At 75.4% G+C, this 18,742-nt stretch carries 12 protein-coding genes; 11 read left to right on the forward strand and 1 reads right to left on the reverse strand.

Annotation, left to right across the window (positions count from 1 at the left end):
* Positions 1 to 230: 230 nt before the first annotated feature.
* The 10 genes from E0L36_RS16420 (at position 231) to E0L36_RS16465 (ending at position 16,915) form a co-directional block, all read left to right on the forward strand.
* Positions 231 to 2,060 carry a BTAD domain-containing putative transcriptional regulator gene (locus tag E0L36_RS16420; RefSeq protein WP_180929760.1) on the forward strand — a complete coding sequence of 610 codons (1,830 nt, stop codon included), beginning with the start codon at positions 231 to 233 and terminating at the stop codon, positions 2,058 to 2,060.
* Between the two features lie 64 nt (positions 2,061 to 2,124).
* Positions 2,125 to 4,392 (forward strand): TOMM precursor leader peptide-binding protein, encoded by a 2,268-nt coding sequence (locus tag E0L36_RS16425; RefSeq protein WP_180929761.1) that lies wholly within the window; start codon positions 2,125 to 2,127, stop codon positions 4,390 to 4,392.
* Positions 4,379 to 6,343 (forward strand): TOMM precursor leader peptide-binding protein, encoded by a 1,965-nt coding sequence (locus E0L36_RS16430; protein ID WP_180929762.1) that lies wholly within the window; start codon positions 4,379 to 4,381, stop codon positions 6,341 to 6,343. Before E0L36_RS16425 ends, E0L36_RS16430 begins: the two co-directional genes overlap by 14 nt.
* 77 nt (positions 6,344 to 6,420) lie before the next feature.
* Positions 6,421 to 8,034, forward strand: coding sequence for a nitroreductase family protein (locus E0L36_RS16435; RefSeq protein WP_180929763.1), 1,614 nt, complete (start codon positions 6,421 to 6,423; stop codon positions 8,032 to 8,034).
* Positions 8,035 to 8,047: 13 nt separating this feature from the next.
* Positions 8,048 to 10,936 carry a lantibiotic dehydratase gene (locus E0L36_RS16440; RefSeq protein WP_180929764.1) on the forward strand — a complete coding sequence of 963 codons (2,889 nt, stop codon included), beginning with the start codon at positions 8,048 to 8,050 and terminating at the stop codon, positions 10,934 to 10,936.
* Entirely contained in the window at positions 10,924 to 12,036 is a 1,113-nt protein-coding gene (locus E0L36_RS16445; protein ID WP_180929765.1) for a lantibiotic dehydratase C-terminal domain-containing protein, read from the forward strand. Before E0L36_RS16440 ends, E0L36_RS16445 begins: the two co-directional genes overlap by 13 nt.
* The gene (locus tag E0L36_RS16450) at positions 12,033 to 13,148 is read left to right on the forward strand and encodes a M50 family metallopeptidase (protein WP_180929766.1); all 1,116 of its coding nucleotides are present in this window, start codon (positions 12,033 to 12,035) and stop codon (positions 13,146 to 13,148) included. Before E0L36_RS16445 ends, E0L36_RS16450 begins: the two co-directional genes overlap by 4 nt.
* Before the next feature lie 97 nt (positions 13,149 to 13,245).
* Complete coding sequence (locus E0L36_RS16455; RefSeq protein ID WP_180929767.1) at positions 13,246 to 14,214, forward strand: ABC transporter ATP-binding protein; 969 nt, start codon at positions 13,246 to 13,248, stop codon at positions 14,212 to 14,214.
* The gene (locus tag E0L36_RS16460; RefSeq protein WP_180929768.1) at positions 14,211 to 14,966 is read left to right on the forward strand and encodes an ABC transporter permease; all 756 of its coding nucleotides are present in this window, start codon (positions 14,211 to 14,213) and stop codon (positions 14,964 to 14,966) included. The genes E0L36_RS16455 and E0L36_RS16460 overlap by 4 nt, the downstream gene beginning before the upstream one ends.
* On the forward strand, positions 14,963 to 16,915 hold the full coding sequence (locus tag E0L36_RS16465) for a TOMM precursor leader peptide-binding protein (RefSeq protein WP_180929769.1): 1,953 nt from the start codon (positions 14,963 to 14,965) through the stop codon (positions 16,913 to 16,915). Before E0L36_RS16460 ends, E0L36_RS16465 begins: the two co-directional genes overlap by 4 nt.
* Before the next feature lie 105 nt (positions 16,916 to 17,020).
* On the opposite strand, the gene E0L36_RS16470 is transcribed toward E0L36_RS16465, so the two are convergent.
* On the reverse strand, positions 17,021 to 17,197 hold the full coding sequence (locus tag E0L36_RS16470) for a thiazolylpeptide-type bacteriocin (protein ID WP_046505532.1): 177 nt from the start codon (positions 17,195 to 17,197) through the stop codon (positions 17,021 to 17,023).
* Between the two features lie 177 nt (positions 17,198 to 17,374).
* Here E0L36_RS16470 and E0L36_RS16475 point away from each other — a divergent pair, with 177 nt between their 5' ends.
* A complete protein-coding gene (locus E0L36_RS16475) occupies positions 17,375 to 18,700 on the forward strand; it encodes an amidohydrolase (RefSeq protein ID WP_308416778.1) in 1,326 nt (441 codons plus the stop codon).
* Positions 18,701 to 18,742 lie beyond the last annotated feature (42 nt).

The following is an 18,742-nucleotide window of genomic DNA, read 5'->3' on the forward strand; positions in this document are numbered from 1 at the left end:
CGGACGGTTCGTCAAGTTCGTTGAAACTTCTCTGACCTGGCCCTACAGACCGGGGTTGACGGGTTCGCGTGCGACCGGGGGAGTATGAATTCAGTGGAGCCTGGCAGAGTTCCGGACCGCGGAAGCGTGTCGGTATTTTCTGTTTGCAACCGTACCGGTGCGCCCGGATATCCAGTATTCGGTAGCTTTTCGCGGCGTCGAGCCAGATCCTGACGGGGGGCCGCTGCCGTATGCGTTTCCAGCTTTTGGGTCCCCTGAGTATCGCGGACGGCGACGACGCGGTCGTTCTCGGACCGTCCAAACCGTCCAGCCTGCTCGCGGCGCTGCTCATCCATCCCGGGGCGGTGGTCTCCACCGGGTACCTGCTGCGCGCCCTGTGGGACGACGACCCGCCCGCCACGGCTCGGGCGGCCCTTCAGAGCTGCGTTCTCAGGCTGCGCAGGATCTTCGGCAAGTACGGGATCACCGGCAACCCCATCGAGGCGGTTCCCGGTGGCTACCGGATGCGTGCGGACGCCGACACCCTTGACCTGGTGCGCTTCCGTGAACTCGTCCGGGAGGCGGACACCGTGGGGGAGCCGGAGGGCGAGCTGTACCGGCTCAAGGAGGCGCTGACCCTCTGGCAGGGCCCACTGCTCGCCAACGTCGCCTCGCCCGTGCTCCACCGCGACGAGGTGCCGCGCCTCACCGAGGAGCGGCTGCGCACCCTGGAACGGGTCTGCGACATCGAACTGCGGCTGGGACGCTGCCGCCAGGTGCTGGTGGACCTCTGGGACACCGCCCGCCGCCACCCGGGGCGGGAGCGGTTCTCCGAGCAGCTGATCGAGGCGCTGTACCGCACGGGACGCCAGGAGGAGGCGCTGACCGAGTACCGCGCCGTGAAGGGCCGCCTCACCGAGGAGCTGGGCATCGACCCCGGCCCCGCGCTGCGGCGCCTCGAACTCTCCATCCTGCGGGGCGACGACCTCGGCCCGACCGACCCCGGCCAGCAGCCCGCGCTGCCCGGCGCGACCCCCGCCGCCCTCCCGGCGTCCGCCGAGGTCCCGGCGCTCCCCGCGGAGGGGGCACCGGCGGCCGCCGAGCCGCCGCCGGTGCCGGCGCGCGTGCCGCCCGTACCGTTCTTCACCGGACGGGCGGACGAACGCGCCGCGATCGCCGCCCGGTTCGCCGCAGAGTCCGCCGAGGCCACCGTGGTGGTGCTCTCCGGGGCGCCGGGCGTCGGCAAGACGGCGCTCGCGCTCCAGTGCGCGCACGACCTCCAGCGGGACTTCCCCGGCGGGGTGTTCGTCCTCCCGATGACCCACCCCGACGGCGGCTCGCGGACCCCGGAGGAGGTGGTCGCGGAACTCCCGGCGCCCGTCGGCGCGGACGGCCGCACCCTGCTCGTCCTCGACGACGTGACCGGCGCCGACCAGGTGCGGGCGCTCCTGGCGAGCGTGCCGGTCGGCGCGGTCATCGTCACCAGCAGGCGCGGGCTGGGCGGGCTGATGGCCACCCACGGGGGCAGCGTCCACCGGCTCGCCCCGCTGTGCCCGGCCGCCTCGCGGCGGTTGCTGGTGGCCGTCCTCGGCGCGGAGCGGGTGGCGGCGGAGCCGGAGGCGAGCGAGCGCCTGGCCGAGGTCTGCGGCCACTTCCCGCTCAGCCTGCGGATCGCCGCCGCCCGGCTGCTGACCCGGCCGTCGCTGCGCGTCGAGGACTGTGTGGCCTGGCTGGCCGAGGACCTGCCGGCCCGGCTGACCCTCACCGACGATCCGGGGATGTCGGTACCGCACGTGTTCGGTGGGGCGCTGCGGCGGCTGGATCCGCGCTGGCAGGCGGCCTTCCACCAACTCGGCGAACTGGACGGGCTGTTGTTCACCGCCCGGGCGCTCGGCGACACGGCCGAGAGCGAGGAGGCGCTGGAACAGCTGGCCGACGCCGGACTGCTGGAGGACGGCCCGCCCGGCCCCTACCGCATCCACCGGCTACTGAAGCTCTTCGCGCGCCGCCGGGCGGGGGACCGGGACACCGGGGGCCGGGGCGCGGACCACGACAGTCCGGCGGAGACCGCGCGCCACTGAGGGGCGACCCTCGCGCACTCCCGCGACCGACCGGCCACCTCGACCAACCAGGGGTTTCCTTCTCATGGGTTCAGCGACCTACGCATCCGTTGCCTCGACGCGTCCGCGCATCCGCCGCGACGTGCTGTTCACCGAGACCCCCGACGGGGTGCTCTTCCACAACGCGGACGGCGGCTTCCGGCTGACCGCCGCCTCCGCCTACCGCTTCGCGACGCTGATCGTCCCGCACCTCGACGGCGAGCACTCGGTCGCCGAGATCTGCCAGGGCCTGGGCGAGTCCCAGCGCGCCATGGTCGGCGAACTCGTACGGAACCTGTACGACCGGGACTTCGCCCGCGCCGTCACCCCGCCCACCGAGCCGGACGGCGAGCCCCCGCTCCCCGACGCCGTGGCCCGGCGGTACGCCCCGCAGATCGCCTACGTCGACCACTACGCGGACGGCGCCGAACGCCGCTTCCGCCGCTTCACCGACGCCCGCGTCGCGGTGCTCGGCACCGACGCCGTCGCCCGCTGGTGCGCGCTCAGCCTGATCCGCAACGGCTGCGCGGCCGTAGGCCTCTCCGACGGGCTCGACGCCGCCAGCGCCGAGGCCGTCGAGGCCGAGGCGCGCGAGGCCACCGCCGACGGCTGTCCCGTGGACCTCAGCCGGATCGCCACCCCCCGGGGACGGCCGACCGGCTGGGCGGACCTCGACGGCTACGACACCGTCGTCGTCACCGGCGGCCCCGCCGCGCCCCAGCGGATCCACCCCCTGCTCAGCGCCGGTGTCCCCGAGGGCCGGACCCTCCTGCCCGCCTGGTCCTTCGGCCCGTACGCCGCCGTGGGGCCGCTGACGACCGCGGACTCCACCGGCTGCTGGTGCTGCGCGGTCTGGCGGATCGGCGCGCACGACGCCGCGGCGGCGGCCGACGTCTGGGCCAGCCTGGCCCTGCCCGGCGGCGCTCCGGTGGGCGCCCCGCCCGGCGGGCCGCTGGCCGCCATGCTCGGCAACCTCCTCGGCTACGAGGTCTTCCGGCGCACCACCGGGGCCCTGCCCGCCGAGACCGCCGGACGCCTCGTCATCCAGGACAGCCGGTCCCTCGACGTGACGGCGGAACCGCTGCTGCCGCACCCCCGCTGTCCGTTCTGCGCCGTCCCCGAGGGCGCCGCCGGGCCGGTGGACCTCGCCACGGCCGGGAGCGGCGGCCCCGCCCTGCCCACGGTCGAGACCGCGCGGGAGGCGGACGCCCTCGTCGAGGAGCTGAACCGCCGCTCCGTCCTGGTCCAGCCACACACGGGGGTGTTCACCCGCTTCGCGGACGAACCGCTCACCCAGCTCCCCCTCAAGGCCACCCTCGTCGAGTTCGGCACCGGGCACGGCGTGAGCCGCCGCGTCGCCGCCTTCGACACCCATCACGTCGCGGGCGCCCGGCTGCGGGCGCTGCACGCCGCTGCCGGGGTGTACGCCGAGCACGCGGCGCCCGCCTCGGGTGTGCTGAGCGGCGACCAGCTCCGGGCGGCGCGCGCGGGCGAGGCGGCGCCGCGCGCCGTGGAGCCAGCGACGCTGGCCCTCGACGGCGGCACCGGCACCCCCGCCGCGCGGATACCCGCCTGGACCCGCGCCACCTCGCTCCTCACCGGGGAGGAGGTCCTGGTACCGGCCGCCGCCGTGCGGACCTTCGGCCCGGACAACGCCGACCGGCTGTTCGAGCCGACCCGAGCGGGCACGGGCGCGGGCGCCAGCCCGGCCGACGCCGCCGCCGAGGGGCTGCTCTCCGCCCTCACCTACGACGCGCTGAGCCGCGCGCTGCACGGCGGCACGGCGGCGCTCGTCCCGCTGAAGGTGCTGGCCGAGGGGGAGGCGGCCGACCCCGAACTCACCTTCCTGCTGCGGTCGTCGGCCGTTCTCGACCTGGAGCTGGAACTGCTCGACCTCGGTGAGCACGCGCGCTCCGGCGTCCACGTGCTGCTCGCCCGGGGCGCGGGACGCTGGGCCGCCGGAGCCGGGACCAGCTGGCAGGCGGCGGCCGCCACCGCGCTGCGCGACCTCCTCGGGCAGGCGCAGCTGGCCGCCGAGCCGACCGCCGAACCCTTCGGCACCGGCGATCCGCTCCTCCACGACCTCGACGCGACGACCCTGCACGCGGCGGACGCCGAGCACGCCGGGAGCCCGGAGCACGCCGATGGTGCCGTCTCCACCACGGTGACGCCCTGGCCCGCGGTGCTCGACCGGCTCCGGGCGGCGGGCCGCGACGCGCTGGTGGCCGACACCGGCCCGGCGGACCTGGCCGCCGCCGGTATCCACACCGCCCGCGTCCTCCTCACCACGGAGGCCGCCCGTGACCGCGGCTAGCGCGCCCGGCGCCGGCCCGGACGAGGAGGCGCTCCACCGGGCGCTGCGACGACTCGGCGGCCCCCGCGTGCGCCTCGCCCCGCTCGGCGGGCATGACGCGTTCGCCACGTCCGGCCCGGGCCCCGACCCGGCCAGCGGCGTTCCGGCCGGGACCTCCGGCGGCGCCGACCCCGACCCGCCGGTGCCGGTGCGCTGGTACGGCGCGCACCTCCTCGTCGGCCCGCTGCCCACGACCGGGGACCCGGCGGGCTGCGCCGACTGCCTGGCCCGCCGCTGGCAGTCGGTGCGGTCGGTGGCCCTGCGGGACGCGCTGGAGCTGGGCGGGGAGACCCGCGCGGCGGGCGCGTGGCCCTACGCCACCCCGTTCGCCACCGACGCGGCGGCGGCGCTCCTCACCGCGCTCAGCGCCCAACCCCCCGCCCCCGGCGGGCCGTTCCCCGAGGTGTGGCTGCTCGACCTGCGGACCCTGGCGGTACGCCACTACCCGCTGGTGCCCGATCCGGAGTGCCCCCGGTGCGCCACCCCGCGCGCCGACACCGAGGAGGGGGCGCGCCTTGGGCTGCGGCCCGCGCCGAAGCACCGGCCCGGCACGTTCCGGGTGCGCCCCATCGAGAGCTACGACCTGGACGTCGCCGCGTTCGCGAACCCCGTCTGCGGGGCGCTGGGCCCCTCCGTGGTGCACGACGTCTCGTCCACCACCACCTCGGCGACCATCGGCTGCTTCTCGATGCGCTCCGGCGCGTACCTCCGCGAGACCTTCTGGGGCGGCCACGCCGGGTCCTTCGCGCACAGCGACCGCATCGGCGTCCTGGAGGGCATGGAGCGCTACGCCGGGATGCGGGCGCGCTCGCGGACCACCAGCGTCACCGGGACCCTGGAGCGGTTCGGCGCCGACGCCGTGGACCCCCGCGAGGTGGGCCTGTACTCCGAGGAGTTCTACCGCGCCAACCCGCGCGTCACCCCCTTCGCGCCGGACCGGGAGATCCCCTGGGTGTGGGGGTACTCCCTGCGCGACGAGCGGCCCCGGCTGGTCCCGGAGGTGCTGACGTACTACCACGCGCCCGGCCTGGAGAACCGGTTCGTGCAGGAGAGCTCCAACGGCTGTGCCTCCGGCGGCAGTCTGGAGGAGGCCGTCTACTGCGGCCTGATGGAGGTCGTCGAACGGGACGCCTTCCTGCTGACCTGGTACGGCCGTCAGCCGCTGCCCGAGATCGACCCGGCCACCAGCGGCCGGGCCAGCACCCGGCACATGGTGGACCGGCTCGCGATGTACGGCTACCGCGCCCGCTTCTTCGACACCCGGGTCTCCTTCCCGATACCGGTCGTCACCGCCGTCGCGGAGCGCTTCGACGGCGGCACCGGCCGCATGTGCTTCGGCGCGGGCGCCAGCCTCGACCCCGAGTCGGCGCTCGACTCCGCGCTCTGCGAGATCGCCACGGACGCGGTGAACCTGCCCGGGCGCACAGAGCGCGACGAGGCCCGACTGCGGGCCATGGCCGCCGACTTCGACCTGGTGACCGCCCTGCACGACCACCCGCTGGTGTACGGCGTGCCGGAGATGGGCGTCCACGCGGCGTTCCTCCTCGGTGAGGACGGGCCGTGCCCGGACGCCGCCCCGCCCCCACGGGCCGTGGCCGAACTGCGCTGGCCCGGGCCCTCCGGCGAGCCCGCCTCCCCGGACCTCCGCGAGGACCTGCGCCGCTGCGTGGACGTGGTGACGGCCGCCGGGTTCGACGTGGTCGTCGTCGACCAGACCCTGCCCGAGCAGCGGACCCTCGGACTGCACACCGTCAGCGTCCTGGTGCCCGGGCTCCTCCCGATCGACTTCGGCTGGTCCCGGCAGCGCGCCCGCACCATGCCCCGGCTGCGCACCGCGCTGCGCGCGGCGGGGCTGCGGACGCGCGACCTGACACCGGACGAGTTCAACCCGGCCCCGCACCCCTTCCCGTGAACCGACCCAGCCGACCCGGCCGACCGGGGGCCCCGGGCCCGTCCGGTACCGCCCCGCCCAGCAGAGAGGAGAGCCCCGTGGGTTACGCCCAGGACTACGCCGCCGCGATCATGCGGCGGGGGCGGGTCCCGATGGAGCCCGTCGACTTCGTTCCCGACTGGGGGGACCGGCCGAGGAAGACGAAGTTCTACCCGGGCACCGAGTCCCTCCCGCTGCCGGACCCGGACTACCCGGCCGGGGCGACGGTCGCGGCGGGCTGCCGGGGCGAGGTGGAACCGGGCGCGGAGACGCCGTTCACCCTGGACGCGCTCTCCGGGATGCTGCGCGACTCCCTCGGTCTCGTCGGGCGCCGTCTCGGCGTCCAGACCAACACCGACCTCGGCGCCCTCCCGCACTACCCGCAGGCCAACTGGTCGCGCGGCACGGCCTCCGGCGGGGGCCTCTACCCCGTCAGCGTCTACTGGGTCTCCGGGAGCGGCGGCCCGCGCCCGCCCGGCGTGCACTACTACTCGGCGCCGCACCACGCGATGCGGCGGCTGCTCACCGGCGACGTCACCGGCGAGGTGCGCGCGGCGCTCGGCGAGGACGCCCCGGACGCCGACAGCGGCCAGTACCTCGTGCTGGGGATCAAGTACTGGCAGAACGCCTTCAAGTACAACAGCTTCTCCTTCCACGCCGTGAGCATGGACCTGGGCGCGGTCCTCGCCACCTGGCGTCTCTGGGCCCGCGCCCGCGGCCTGAGCGTCCGGCCCGCGCTCTGGTTCGACGAGCCGCGGCTCTGCCGCCTGCTCGGACTGCGCGACGAGGAGGAGGGCCTCTTCGCCGTCGTCCCGCTCCGCTGGGACGGTGCCCGGCCCGCCGCGCCGCCCACGCCCACCGCCGCCGTCCGCCACCGGGACGTGGAGCGCTCCCGCGAGGTCCTGCGCTTCGAGACGCTGGAGCGGATCCACGCCGCGACCGTGGCGGGCGCCACCGACCGCCCGGCCCCCGGGGCGCTGGCGCCCGCCGCCGCACCCCCGGCCGCCGGGCGCGGCCCGGCCGTCGCGCTGCCGTCCGCCGAACCGCCGCCGGTGAGCGTGCGCCGCGCCCTGCGCGAGCGCCGCAGCAGCTTCGGCCGCTTCGACGCCTCCCACCCCGTCTCCGCCGCCGCGCTGTCGGCCACCCTCGGCGCCTGCGCCGCCGTCTCGCTCGGCAGCGACGCCGAACGCCCCGCGCCCGCCGAGGAGCCGGATCCGGCGGCCGGGTCCGGGCTGGTGACCCTGTACGCCTTCGTCAACCACGTCGAGGGCGTCGAGCCGGGCGCCTACGCCTTCGATCCGGCGGCGGGGGCGCTGCGCCGCGTGGTGCCCGGCGCCCCGGGGCCGTTCCTCCAGCGCAACTACTTCCTGTCCAACTACAACCTGGAGCAGGCGGGCGTGGTGCTCGTCCCGACGATCCGCACCGCGGCCGTGCTGGACGCCGTCGGGGACCGCGGCTACCGCCTGGTCAACGCCACCGTCGGGGCGGTCGCGCAGACCTTCTACACCGTGGCCGCGGCGCTCGGGCTCGGCGCGGGCGTGGCTCTCGGCTTCGACAACGTCTCCTACGTCGAGGAACTCGGCCTGGAACCGACCGGCGAACAACCGCTGTTGATCATGATGCTCGGTCAGGAGCGGCCCCGCCCCGCCGACTTCCGCTACGAGATCGCCTGAGGGAGGCCGACCCATGACACCCGACCCGAGTACGGGAACCGCGGCCGGGACCCATCCCGCGAGCCCCGCCGCCCCGGCCGGCTGGGAGCCCGGGCGCCGGTTCACGCTGCGCGTCGCCGGGCTCCCCGCCGCCTCCGTGGACGCGCTGCGCTGCGCCGGGGCCCGCGAGTGGGCGGACCAGGTGCTCGCCGCCGAGGAGGCGCTGCGGTCCCGGGCGGAGACCCTCAGCGACCTGCTGCACGAGGCGGTGGGCGCCACCGACGTGGCGCCGGACGGCGCGGGCGCCGCCCAGCGGCGGGCCCTGCTCGCCCTGCGCCGCCAAATCTTCAACAACCGGCTGCCTTCCGACCCCGCGGCCGCCGAACGGCTCGTCGCCGACCTGGCCCCAGGGGCGGCGGCGGAGGTCACCGGCTGGGTGCGCGACCGGCGGCGGCTGGCCGAACTCCTCGACGAGGGCGCGTCGTTGCTCGCCACCGACCAGGCCGCGACCCGCGCCGCCCTGCGTGCCCTGCTGACCGAGGAGCGGCTGCGCTGCGGACTGCTGCTGGCCTCCCCGACCCTGGAGGGGCAGCTCGACGGCTACCTCGCCACCGCCGGGGCCGCCGCCCGGGAGGGCCGCGCCCCCGACAAGCGGACCCGCAAGATCGAGCGGTCCGTGCTGTCGTACCTCTACCGCACGGCCTGCAAGACCAGCCCGTTCAGCACCTTCACCGCCGTCGCCGACGGGCACTTCCGGGAGGCCGCCGCGCCGGGTCCGGCCGACGCCACCGTGCGGGTGGACGGGCGCTGGTCGAGCCACGTCCGGCTGAACGTCGTCGTCCTGGGCCGGTTCGCCGAACTGATCCTCGCCGACCCCGCCCGCCGCCACGACCTGCCGGTGCGGCTGGCCTCCGGCTGGGAGCGCGACGACGACCGGATCCGCTACGTCCGGCAGTGGGTCACCACCGGCGACGACTCCGCCACCGTCACCTTCGACGCGGTGCGCGACCGGCTGTTCTTCCTGCGCCGCAGCGGCACCCTGGACCAGCTGCTCGGCCTGTTCGAGAAGGACGCCGAACCGCGCTACCGGGACCTGGTCGGCTGGCTGCGCGACGAACACGACGCCACCCCCGAGCAGTGCGAGGCGTACGTGGCGGCGCTGCTCCAGCTCGGCATGGTCCGGGTGCCCTGTCTGGACACCGACGTGCACAGCGGCGATCCGCTGCGCGCCTTCCAGACCGCCCTGCGGGACCTCGCGCGCCCCTGGGCGGAGCGGCTCGCCGACGCCCTCGACGGCCCCGCCCGGATCCTCGCCGACTTCCCCCGGGCCACCTCCGCCGAACGCGCCGCGCTGACCCGCGCCCTGCGGGCCGAACTCCGGGCGGCACAGGAACTGCTGGGCGCCGAGGACCCCACCCTCCCGCAGACCCTGCTGTACGAGGACGTCAGCGCGGGCCAGGGGCTGGGCTGCGAGCGGCGCGTCTGGACCGGGCTCTCCGGCGGTGACCTGCGCGACGTCGAGCGGGTCCTGCCCGCCTTCGACCTGACGCTGCCCCAGCGCGTCACCTTCCGGGGGTTCTTCGTCGCCCGGTACGGGAGCGGTGGCCGATGCGACGACCTCCTCGGCCTCGTCCACGACTTCCACGAGGACTTCTTCGACCAGTACCTCTCCTTCACCGGCGACCGGAAGCCGTTCGACGACCGGGGCGAGTACGTGCCGGAGGAGAACTGGCTGGGCCTGCCGGGCATCCGCGCCCTCGACTCCGCGCGCCGCACCTTCGTCTCGCGGATGCGCCGGGCCTGGGCGGAGCGCGGCGACGCGGAGGAGATCCACCTCGATCCGGGCGACCTGACCGCCGTGGCCGACGAACTCGCCCCGGTGGCCGGGGACTTCGCACCGCAGAGCCACCACGTGCAGCTGGCCGCCGGAGGCGGCCGGGACGGCGCTCCACTCGTCGTCCTCAACCGCTCCTACGGCGGACTGTCCTTCCCCTTCAGCCGCTTCACCCACGTCTACGACCAGCCAGCCCCGGAGGAGCAGCGGGAGCCGGTGGGACGCGCGGGAGAGTACTCCGCCGCGCTGCGCGCCACCGCCGAGCGGATCACCCCCGAGGGGGCCGTCCTCGCGGAGATCACCGGGGGAGCGGTCACCAGCAACCTCAACCTGCACAGCCCGCTCACCGAGTACGAGATCGTCTGCCCCGGCGAGTCCAGCACCGTCCCCGAGGACCGCCGCATCCACCTCGACGACCTGTACGTCGAACACGACGCGGAGGCGGACCGGCTGCGGCTCCGCTCGGCCCGCCTCGACCGCGAGGTGATCCCCGTCTACCTCGGCTACCTGGTGCCGCTCGCGCTGCCCGAGATCCCGCGCACCCTGCTGCTGATGTCGCCCACCTCGATGGCGCCGCTGGAGGTCTGGGGCGGCGTCCCCGAGGGCCCGGAGACCGACGGCGTGACCTCGCGGCCCCGCGTGCGGTACGGCGACCTCGTGCTCAGCCGCCGCAGCTGGACCACCACCGCCGGGGCGCTGCCGACGCGCGGGCCCGGAGTCCCCGACCACGACTGGTTCCTGGGCTGGCAGCGCTGGCGCCGCGCGCACCGGCTGCCCGCCCAGGTCTTCGCCACCGTCTCCAGCGGACCCCGGGGCGCCGTCGGGGCCAAACCCCAGTTCGTGGACTTCGACAGCTACCTCTCGCTCAGCGCGCTGGAGGCGCTGCTCACCGGCCCCGGCGACCGCGTCGTCCTCCGCGAGCAGCTGCCCGGCCGGGACGGGCTGCACGTCCGCTCCGAACGCGGCGAGCACGTCGCCGAGCTGGCCGTGGAGACGTTCACCTCACCCGCCCTCGCCGGGCCCCCGGCGCCCACGGCGCCCGACACCCCCCACCGACCGACGGAGGCCGCCCCGACATGCCAGAGCTGACCCCCTCCGCGCCACCCGCCAGCCCCGGCTCCCGGGGTGAGCCGGGGGAGTGGCAGGCCCTCCACGTCTTCTACGCCGCCAACCCCCAGCCACTGCTGGTCCAGTGCGTCCGGCCGCTGATCGCCGAACTCACCGCGGACGGACTGCTGGCCGGCCACTTCTTCATCAACTACTGGCTGGAGGGCCCACACGTCCGGCTGCGCCTCAAACCCGCCGACGCCGCCGCGGCCGACGAGGTGCGCTGCCGCGCCGAGGAGGCCGTCGGCCACTTCCTGCGCGTCCGCCCGGCGCTCTACCAGGTCGACTCCGGCTTCCTCAACGAGTTCTACAACACCCTCTTCGAGATCGAGTTCCCCGAGAACGACCGGGGCGCCTTCCTCGACGGCGAGGGGCGGATGAACCTCCGCCCCAACAACTCCTTCTCCCGCGAGCCCTACGAGCCGGAGTACGGCAAGTACGGCGGCCCCGCCGGAATCGCCCTCGCCGAGTGGCACTTCGCCCACTCCAGCGACCTCGTCATGGACGCCTTCCGCACCATGAACCTCCACCTGCGCACGGTGCTGCTCGGCACCTCGGCGCAGCTGATGATGGTGATGGCCGGATGCTTCCTGCCCGACCGCGAGGAACTGGGCGCCTACCTGAACCGCTACTACGAGTTCTGGCACAACGCGTTCCCCGGCACCGGCTTCATCGGCTCCAGGGAGTACGACCGGAACTACGCCGAACTCGCCCCCGGCCTCGGCAGGCGCTTCACCGCCATCCGGCACGCGGTGCGCGACGGCGAACTCGACCGGCTCCCCGCCTTCCTGCGCGGCTGGGCCCGGCACTGCCTCGAACTGCGCGACCACGCCGAGCGGCTGGCCGTCGACGGCGAGCTGGTCTTCCGCTCCTGGGACGGCAGCCGCGACGAGCGGGTCAGCGACCCCGCCGTCGCCCTGCCCCTGCTCCTCTCGCCGTACATGCACATGACGAATAACCGGCTGCACGTCACCATCCGCGACGAGGCGTACCTCTCGCACGTGCTCGGCCGGGTGCTGCGCGAGGACCCGGCGGCCCCCTCCGGCGACCCGGCCACCCCACCCACACCGGCGGCACCATGACCCCCGGCTCCGGCGAACTCCTCGCCCATCGCCCGGCGTTGCGCCCCGGCGTGCTGCTGAGCCCCGCCATGCTGCGGGGCCCGGCCACCGTGCACCTGGTGAAGGGCCCGGACGGCGGTGCCTTCGAGGTCGGCCCGAAGGAGCACTTCCTGATCTCCCGGCTCGACGGGCACCGCAGCCTGGGGGAGATCGGCGAGGAGTACGCCGGGACGTTCGGCAAACGCCTCGCCGCCCCCCACTGGCAGCGGCTGCTGGGACTCCTCGGCGCCCGGCGGCTGCTCGCCGGGGACCCACGCCCCGCCCCCGAGGAGCCACCCACCCCCCGCACCGGGCCACTCAGCGGAACCGCGCTGCGCGGCAGCGTCCGGCTGGTCGCCGACGCCGACGCCACCACCGCCCGGCTGCACCGGCTGCTGCGCCCCGCGCTGCGCCCGGCGCCGCTCATCCCGCTGACCGCCGGGCTGCTGCTGATGGAGGGGTGGCTCGCCACCCGGCTGCCCGAACTCGCCCGGGACACCTGGTGGGCCTTCCAGCAGCCCGTCGTGCTGCTGGCCGTCTGCACACTGCTCTGGCTCAGTACCGCGCTGCACGAGCTGGCGCACGGCGTGACCGCCCGGCACCACGGCGGGACCGTCACCGAGATCGGGCTGCGCTGGCGGCTGCCGGTCGCCGTCATGTACTGCACCGTCGGCAACTACCCCTACCTGCGCGGACGCTGGCGGCAGCTGGCGGTCGCGGGTGCCGGGGCCTACGCCAACCTCCTCTTCCTGCTGCCGTTCCTGGCCTGGTGGGCGGCGCTGCCCGACGGCGACCCGACCCGCCGCGCGCTCTCCGCGCTGCTGCTGCTCGGCAGCGCGCAGGCACTCGTCAACCTGGTGCCGTTGCCCCCGCTGGACGGCTACACGATGCTGGGCCACGCCCTCCGTGTCCTCCACCTCGGTCCGGAGAGCGGGCGCTACCTGCGTCTGCGGTTCACCGACCGCGCCGCGGCCGCCGCCTACCCCCGGCGGGCGCGCGCCGTCTACCTCGGCTACGCCCTCGGGTCGGTGCTGCTCGTCGTGGTCCTGCTGACCGCCCTGACCGTCGGGCTCGTCCTGGGCCTGCGCACCTGACGACCCGCCCCGTACCCACCCGGCCCCCGCCACCGTCCACCGACCCCGTGACCCGCCAGCCCACCCACCCCCGAGAGCGGAAGAGGCACCCCACCCCATGAGCGAGGCCAGCACCATGGCGTCCGCCCCGAACGAGGCGGCCACCGGCACGGCCGTGGCCGTCGAGGACGTACGCAAGCGATACGGCGACCGCCACGCGGTCAACGGAGTGTCGTTCCGGGTCCAACGCGGGGAGTTCTTCGGGCTCCTCGGGCCCAACGGCGCCGGGAAGACCACCCTCGTCGAGATCATGGAGGGGCTGCGCCAGGCGGACTCGGGGACCGTCTCGGTCCTCGGCCAGTCCCCGTGGCCCCGGAACGTGGCGCTGCTGCCACGGCTCGGCGTACAGACCCAGTCCTCCGCCTTCTTCGTCCGCCAGACCGCGCGCGAGCACCTGCGCACGGTCGCCGCCCTCTACGGCGCCACCCGGCGGGACGCCGACCGCGTCCTGGAGACCGTCGGGCTCACCGAGCAGCGCGACGTCCTCGTCGAGAACCTCTCCGGGGGCCAGCGCCAGCGCCTCGCCATCTCCTCCGCCCTCGTCCACGGCCCCGAACTGATCTTCCTGGACGAGCCGACCGCCGCGCTCGACCCGCAGGCCCGCCGCGACCTGTGGAAGCTGCTGCGCGACCTCAAGGGCCAGGGTCGCACCATCGTCTACACCACCCACCACCTCGACGAGGCCGAGGCGCTCTGCGACCGGGTCGCGATCCTCGTCGAGGGGGAGGTCGCCGCCCTCGACTCCCCGCACCAGCTGGTGAGCGCCGCCGGGGTACCGACCCGGCTGCTCGTCCCCGCCGACCGCCTCGGCCGGGAGGAGGCGGCGGCGCTCCCCGGCGTCGACCGGGTCACCGAGCAGGGCGGCTCCCTCGTCCTGGAGACGGCGGTCTCCGGGCAGGTGCTCCAGACCGTCGACGGGCTCATCGGCCTCGACGGGGTACGCACCCGCACCGCCACCCTGGAGGACGTCTACCTCCAACTCACCGACACCCCCCACCCCGGCGACACCACGGAGCACCACCCATGAGCGCGTACACGGCACTGACCGGCGCCGGATACCGGGCGCAGGTCCGGGACAAGGCGACCCTCTTCTTCACCTTCGCCTTCCCGCTGCTCTTCCTCGTCGTCTTCGGGCTTATCTTCCGCGGCCAGGACGTCGAGGAGACCGGGCGGCCCTACATCTCCTACATCGCCCCCGGCGTGCTGTCCTGGGGCGTGGCCAACGCCGCCGTCTTCGGCGTCGCCTTCACCCTCATGCAGTGGCGCCGCGACGACCTGCTGCGGCTGATCCGGATGACGCCCACCCGGCTGCCCTCCGTGCTCGGCTCCCGCTACGTCCTCGCCCTCGCCGTCGGTGTGGCCCAGTCGGTGATGTTCGTCGCGGTGGCGATGCTCCCGCTGTTCGGCCTGCGGCTGGACGCCCGGTGGCCGCTGGCGCTGCCCCTGCTGGTGCTCGGCATCACCGCGTTCCTCACCATCGGCGTCGTCATCGGCTCCCACGCGAACACGCCCGAGGCGGTAGCCGCCATCGCCAACTTCCTCATGGTGCCGATGGCGTTCCTCTCCGGCTCGTTCCTGCCGCTCGACATGATGCCGTCCTGGCTCCAGACCCTCTCCCGGGTCCTGCCGCTGCGCTACCTCAACGACGCCATGTCCGCCGCCCTCACCGGCCGCGGCGACTTCGGCGACATCGCCCTCGGCTGCGGCGGACTCCTCGTGTTCACCGCCGTGTTCGGTGCCATCGCGCTGCGGACGTTCCGCTGGAGCAACTCGACATGACGACCACCGCGACCGGCGCGCCGCCGGACGGCGCGCCCCTGGAAGCCGCGCGCGAGCAGCTCCAGCGGGACCTCGCCCGGCGGCTCGCCCCCGCCCCCGCCCCCACGGTGGTCCCGCTCGGCGCGGGCGACACCCTCCGCTCCGGCGACCGCGACCCGTACGCCGCGACCCGGCCCGCCGCCACCGTCCATCTCACCGCGCGGGCCGTGCTGTTCGGCCCCTGGGGCGGCGACGGCACCAGCCCGGCCTGCGGCCGCTGCCTGGGCATGCGCTGGCAGCGGCTGCGCAGCCGCACCGAGCGGGACGCCCTGGAGACCGGGTCCCGCACCACCGCCGCCGGACCCTGGCCGCTCCTCACCCCGCACGTCCTCGACGCGGTCCACGCCCTGTACACCGCCGTCCGCTCGGGCACCCCTCGCCCGCCCGCCCCCGGCGCGGCGGACCGGGCGCTGCCCCAGGTCTCCCAACTCGACCTCGCCACCCTGACGGTGCGCACCCACCCGCTGCTACCCGAACCGCTCTGCCCCCACGGCGCTCCGCCACCCGGCGCGGACCCCGGCCCGGGCGCGCCGCTCACCCTGGAGAGCCGGACGAAACCCGACCCCGGCGTGTACCGCACCCGGCCCGCCTCCGCCTACCCGATGCCGACCCAGGCGCTCGCCAACCCCGTCACCGGGGCGCTCGGCGCGGGCACCTGGCTCAACGTCACCTCGCCCACCACCGCCCCGGTCGCCGGCACCGTCTTCATGCGCGGCTACGCCGGTCTCACCGACGTCACCTGGAGCGGGCAGGCCAACAGCTTCAGCGCCAGCCGCCAACTGGCCTACCTGGAGGGGCTGGAGCGGTACGCCGGAACCCACCGGCGGACCGGCGCCGCCCCGGTGACCGCCCCCTACCACCAGGTCAGGGACGAGGCGCTGAACCCCGCCGACTGCGGCTTCTACGCCCCCGCGACCTACCGGGACGACCCGCTGGTCAGCCCCTTCGACCCGGACCGGCCGATCCCCTGGGTGTGGGGCTACTCGCTGCGGGACGAGCGGCCGATCCTGGTCCCCACCCGCCTCGTGCACTACAGCGCGGGCCTCGCCGCCGACAACTTCGTCTTCGAGTGCTCCAACGGCTGCGCGACCGGCGGCTCCCTGGAGGAGGCGGTCCTCGGCGGCCTCCTCGAACTCGTCGAGCGCGACGCCTTCCTGGTGGCCTGGTACGGGGCCACGCCGCTCACCGAGATCGACCTCGGCACGGTCGGGGACCGCACCGTCCGCACCATGATCGACCGGGCCGCGCTGCACGGATACGCCGTGCGCGCCTACGACAACCGGATCGACCTGGACGTCCCCGTGGTCACCGGCCTGGCCGTACGGCGCGACGGCGGCCCCGGCACCTTCTCCTTCGGCGCGGGCGCCAGCCTCGACCCGGCGGCGGCCCTGGAGGACGCCCTCTCCGAGGTGCTCACCTACATCCCGCACCTGCCCCGGCAGGTCGCCGAACGCCGGGCCGAACTGGAGGCCATGGCCGACGACTTCGGGAAGGTGCTGCATCTCAAGGACCACGCCCAGCTCTACGGCCTGCCCCGGATGGCCCGGTACGTGCGCTCCTACCTGGAACCCGCCGCCCACCGCCCCGCCGACGAGATCTACCGCTCCTGGGAGGAGGGCGCCCGCCCCCGCACCCGCGACCTGCGGGACGACGTGACCCACGTGCGCGACGCGCTCGTCCGCGCGGGGCACGACGTGGTGGTCGTCGACCAGACCACCCCCGAACAGCGGCGGATCGGGCTGCGCACCGTCGCCACGCTCGCCCCCGGACTGCTGCCCATCGACTTCGGCTGGTCCCGGCAGCGGGCACCGCTCATGCCCCGGCTGCGGACCGCGGCCCACCGGGCGGGGCTGCGCGCCAGCGCCCTGACGGAGGCGGAGATCCACCGCGTCCCCCACCCCTTCCCCTGAGCGCCCCCGCCGCCCGGCCACCGGGCCGGGCGGGCCGGGGCGTACCGAAACGGGCGGCACCGCGCGGAAGTCCGCGGATGCCGCCCGCCGGTGCGCGCCGGTGGATCAGGCGCTACACGAGGTGGTGCTCGTGGTCGAGGAGCAGGTCGAGGTCGAGCTGCAGCTCGTGGAACCGGCGAGCACGACCTCGCTGGCGTCCGAGTAGTCCGAGATCTCGAAGGTCTCCGACTCCAGCTCCATGATCTCGTCGGCCAGGGAGGCGAGGGTGCTCTTGTCAGCCATGGTGACTCCTAGGGGTCAGGTAGAGGTCAGGACGGTGGCCACCGAGGGGATGTCGGCGACCCGTACCGTGCACCGCCATTGGAGCCGACGCCACTGCCAGATCGGCAGGTCCCTCACTGACCGCTCCCGTCAGCGGTCTGTATGCGGGGGGCCGCGGGGATGCCGCACCCTGGAGCGGTGAGTGCCGCCACCGCGAGTTCCGGGGAGAACACGCCCGTCCTGGACGGCCTGCCGGACGTCCTCCGCCCGGCCGTCACCCTCTACCTGACGCTGCACAGCGACCCCGAACTCTCCGGCGCGGAGCGGCGGACCGCCGCCCGGCTGGGGGAGTGGCTGCGCACCGAGGGCTACCGGGTGACGGAGGGCGTCGGCGGCCACGGCGTCGTCGCGGAACTGCGCAACGGGGACGGGCCGCGCGTCCTGATCCGCGCCGAACTCGACGCGCTGCCCGTGACCGAGGCGACCGGACTGCCCTACGCCGCCGAGGGCCCCGTGATGCACGCCTGCGGACACGACCTGCACATGGCCGCCGTGGCGGGTGCCGCCGCGCTGCTGGCCCGGGCCAGGGACCACTGGCGGGGCACCGTCGTGATCGTCGGCCAGCCCGCGGAGGAGACCCTGACCGGCGCCGAGGCCATGCTGAGGGACGGGCTCTACGAGCGCTTCGGCCGACCCGAGGTGGTCCTCGCCCAGCACGCCGCGCCCCTCCCGGCGGGCATGGTCGCCCACGGACACGGGCCGATGCTCGCCGGAAGCCGGGGAGTCGAGGCCGTCATCCACGGCCGGGGCGGCCACGCGGCGACCCCGGGGCTGGCCGTCGACCCCCTGCTGACCGCCGCGGCCACGGTGCTGCGGCTCCAGCACGTGGCCGCCCGCGAGGCCGCCGCCTCCGAACCCGCGGTGCTGCACGTCGGCTCCCTGCACTCCGGCGCGGGCAGCAACCTCGTACCGGACCGGGCGACGCTCGGCGTCACCGCCCGCGCCCTGTCCACCGAGACGCTGGAGCGCCTGAGCGCGGCGGTGGAGCGGATCGTGCGCGCGGAGTGCGCCGCCTCCGACTGCCCCCGCGACCCGGACATCACCGTCGTCTCCCGCTCCCCGGTCACCCACCCCGACGCCACGGCCACCGCCGCCGTACGCGCCGTCCACCGCGACCTCTACGGCGCCGAACGCGTCACCGGCTGGCCCCCGTCGACCGCGACCGAGGACGTCGGCCTGTACGGGGACGCGGGCGCCGCCCTGCACGGTCAGCCCGGCATCCCGCTCGTCTACTGGATGCTGGGCACCGTCGGGCCGAAGACCTGGGCCGCCACCCCCGGGGACGCCGAGCGGAAGCTCGCCGCCCTGCCGCCGAACCACTCCCCGCGCTTCGCCCCGGACGTCCGCGCCGCGCTGCCCACCGGCATCACCGCCATGACCAGTGCCGCCCTCACCTGGCTCCGCCCCCAGCCGCCGACCGGCCCCACGCCCCCCACGGACGACCCCGACCCGCTCCCCGGCTGACGCGACGGACCGTCAGCGGGGGTGGGACGGACCACGCTCCCG

Origin of the sequence: Streptomyces sp. AJS327, assembly GCF_013450295.1 — a bacterium.
In the GTDB taxonomy this organism is placed as follows: domain Bacteria; phylum Actinomycetota; class Actinomycetes; order Streptomycetales; family Streptomycetaceae; genus Streptomyces.

Coding starts and splice junctions, on each gene's coding strand:
- E0L36_RS16420 (WP_180929760.1), top strand. CDS start 231: ATGCGTTTCCAGCTTTTGGGTCCCCTGAGTATCGCGGACGGCGACGAC.
- E0L36_RS16425 (WP_180929761.1), top strand. CDS start 2,125: ATGGGTTCAGCGACCTACGCATCCGTTGCCTCGACGCGTCCGCGCATC.
- E0L36_RS16440 (WP_180929764.1), top strand. CDS start 8,048: ATGACACCCGACCCGAGTACGGGAACCGCGGCCGGGACCCATCCCGCG.
- E0L36_RS16445 (WP_180929765.1), top strand. CDS start 10,924: ATGCCAGAGCTGACCCCCTCCGCGCCACCCGCCAGCCCCGGCTCCCGG.
- E0L36_RS16450 (WP_180929766.1), top strand. CDS start 12,033: ATGACCCCCGGCTCCGGCGAACTCCTCGCCCATCGCCCGGCGTTGCGC.
- E0L36_RS16455 (WP_180929767.1), top strand. CDS start 13,246: ATGAGCGAGGCCAGCACCATGGCGTCCGCCCCGAACGAGGCGGCCACC.
- E0L36_RS16460 (WP_180929768.1), top strand. CDS start 14,211: ATGAGCGCGTACACGGCACTGACCGGCGCCGGATACCGGGCGCAGGTC.
- E0L36_RS16465 (WP_180929769.1), top strand. CDS start 14,963: ATGACGACCACCGCGACCGGCGCGCCGCCGGACGGCGCGCCCCTGGAA.
- E0L36_RS16470 (WP_046505532.1), bottom strand. CDS start 17,197: ATGGCTGACAAGAGCACCCTCGCCTCCCTGGCCGACGAGATCATGGAG.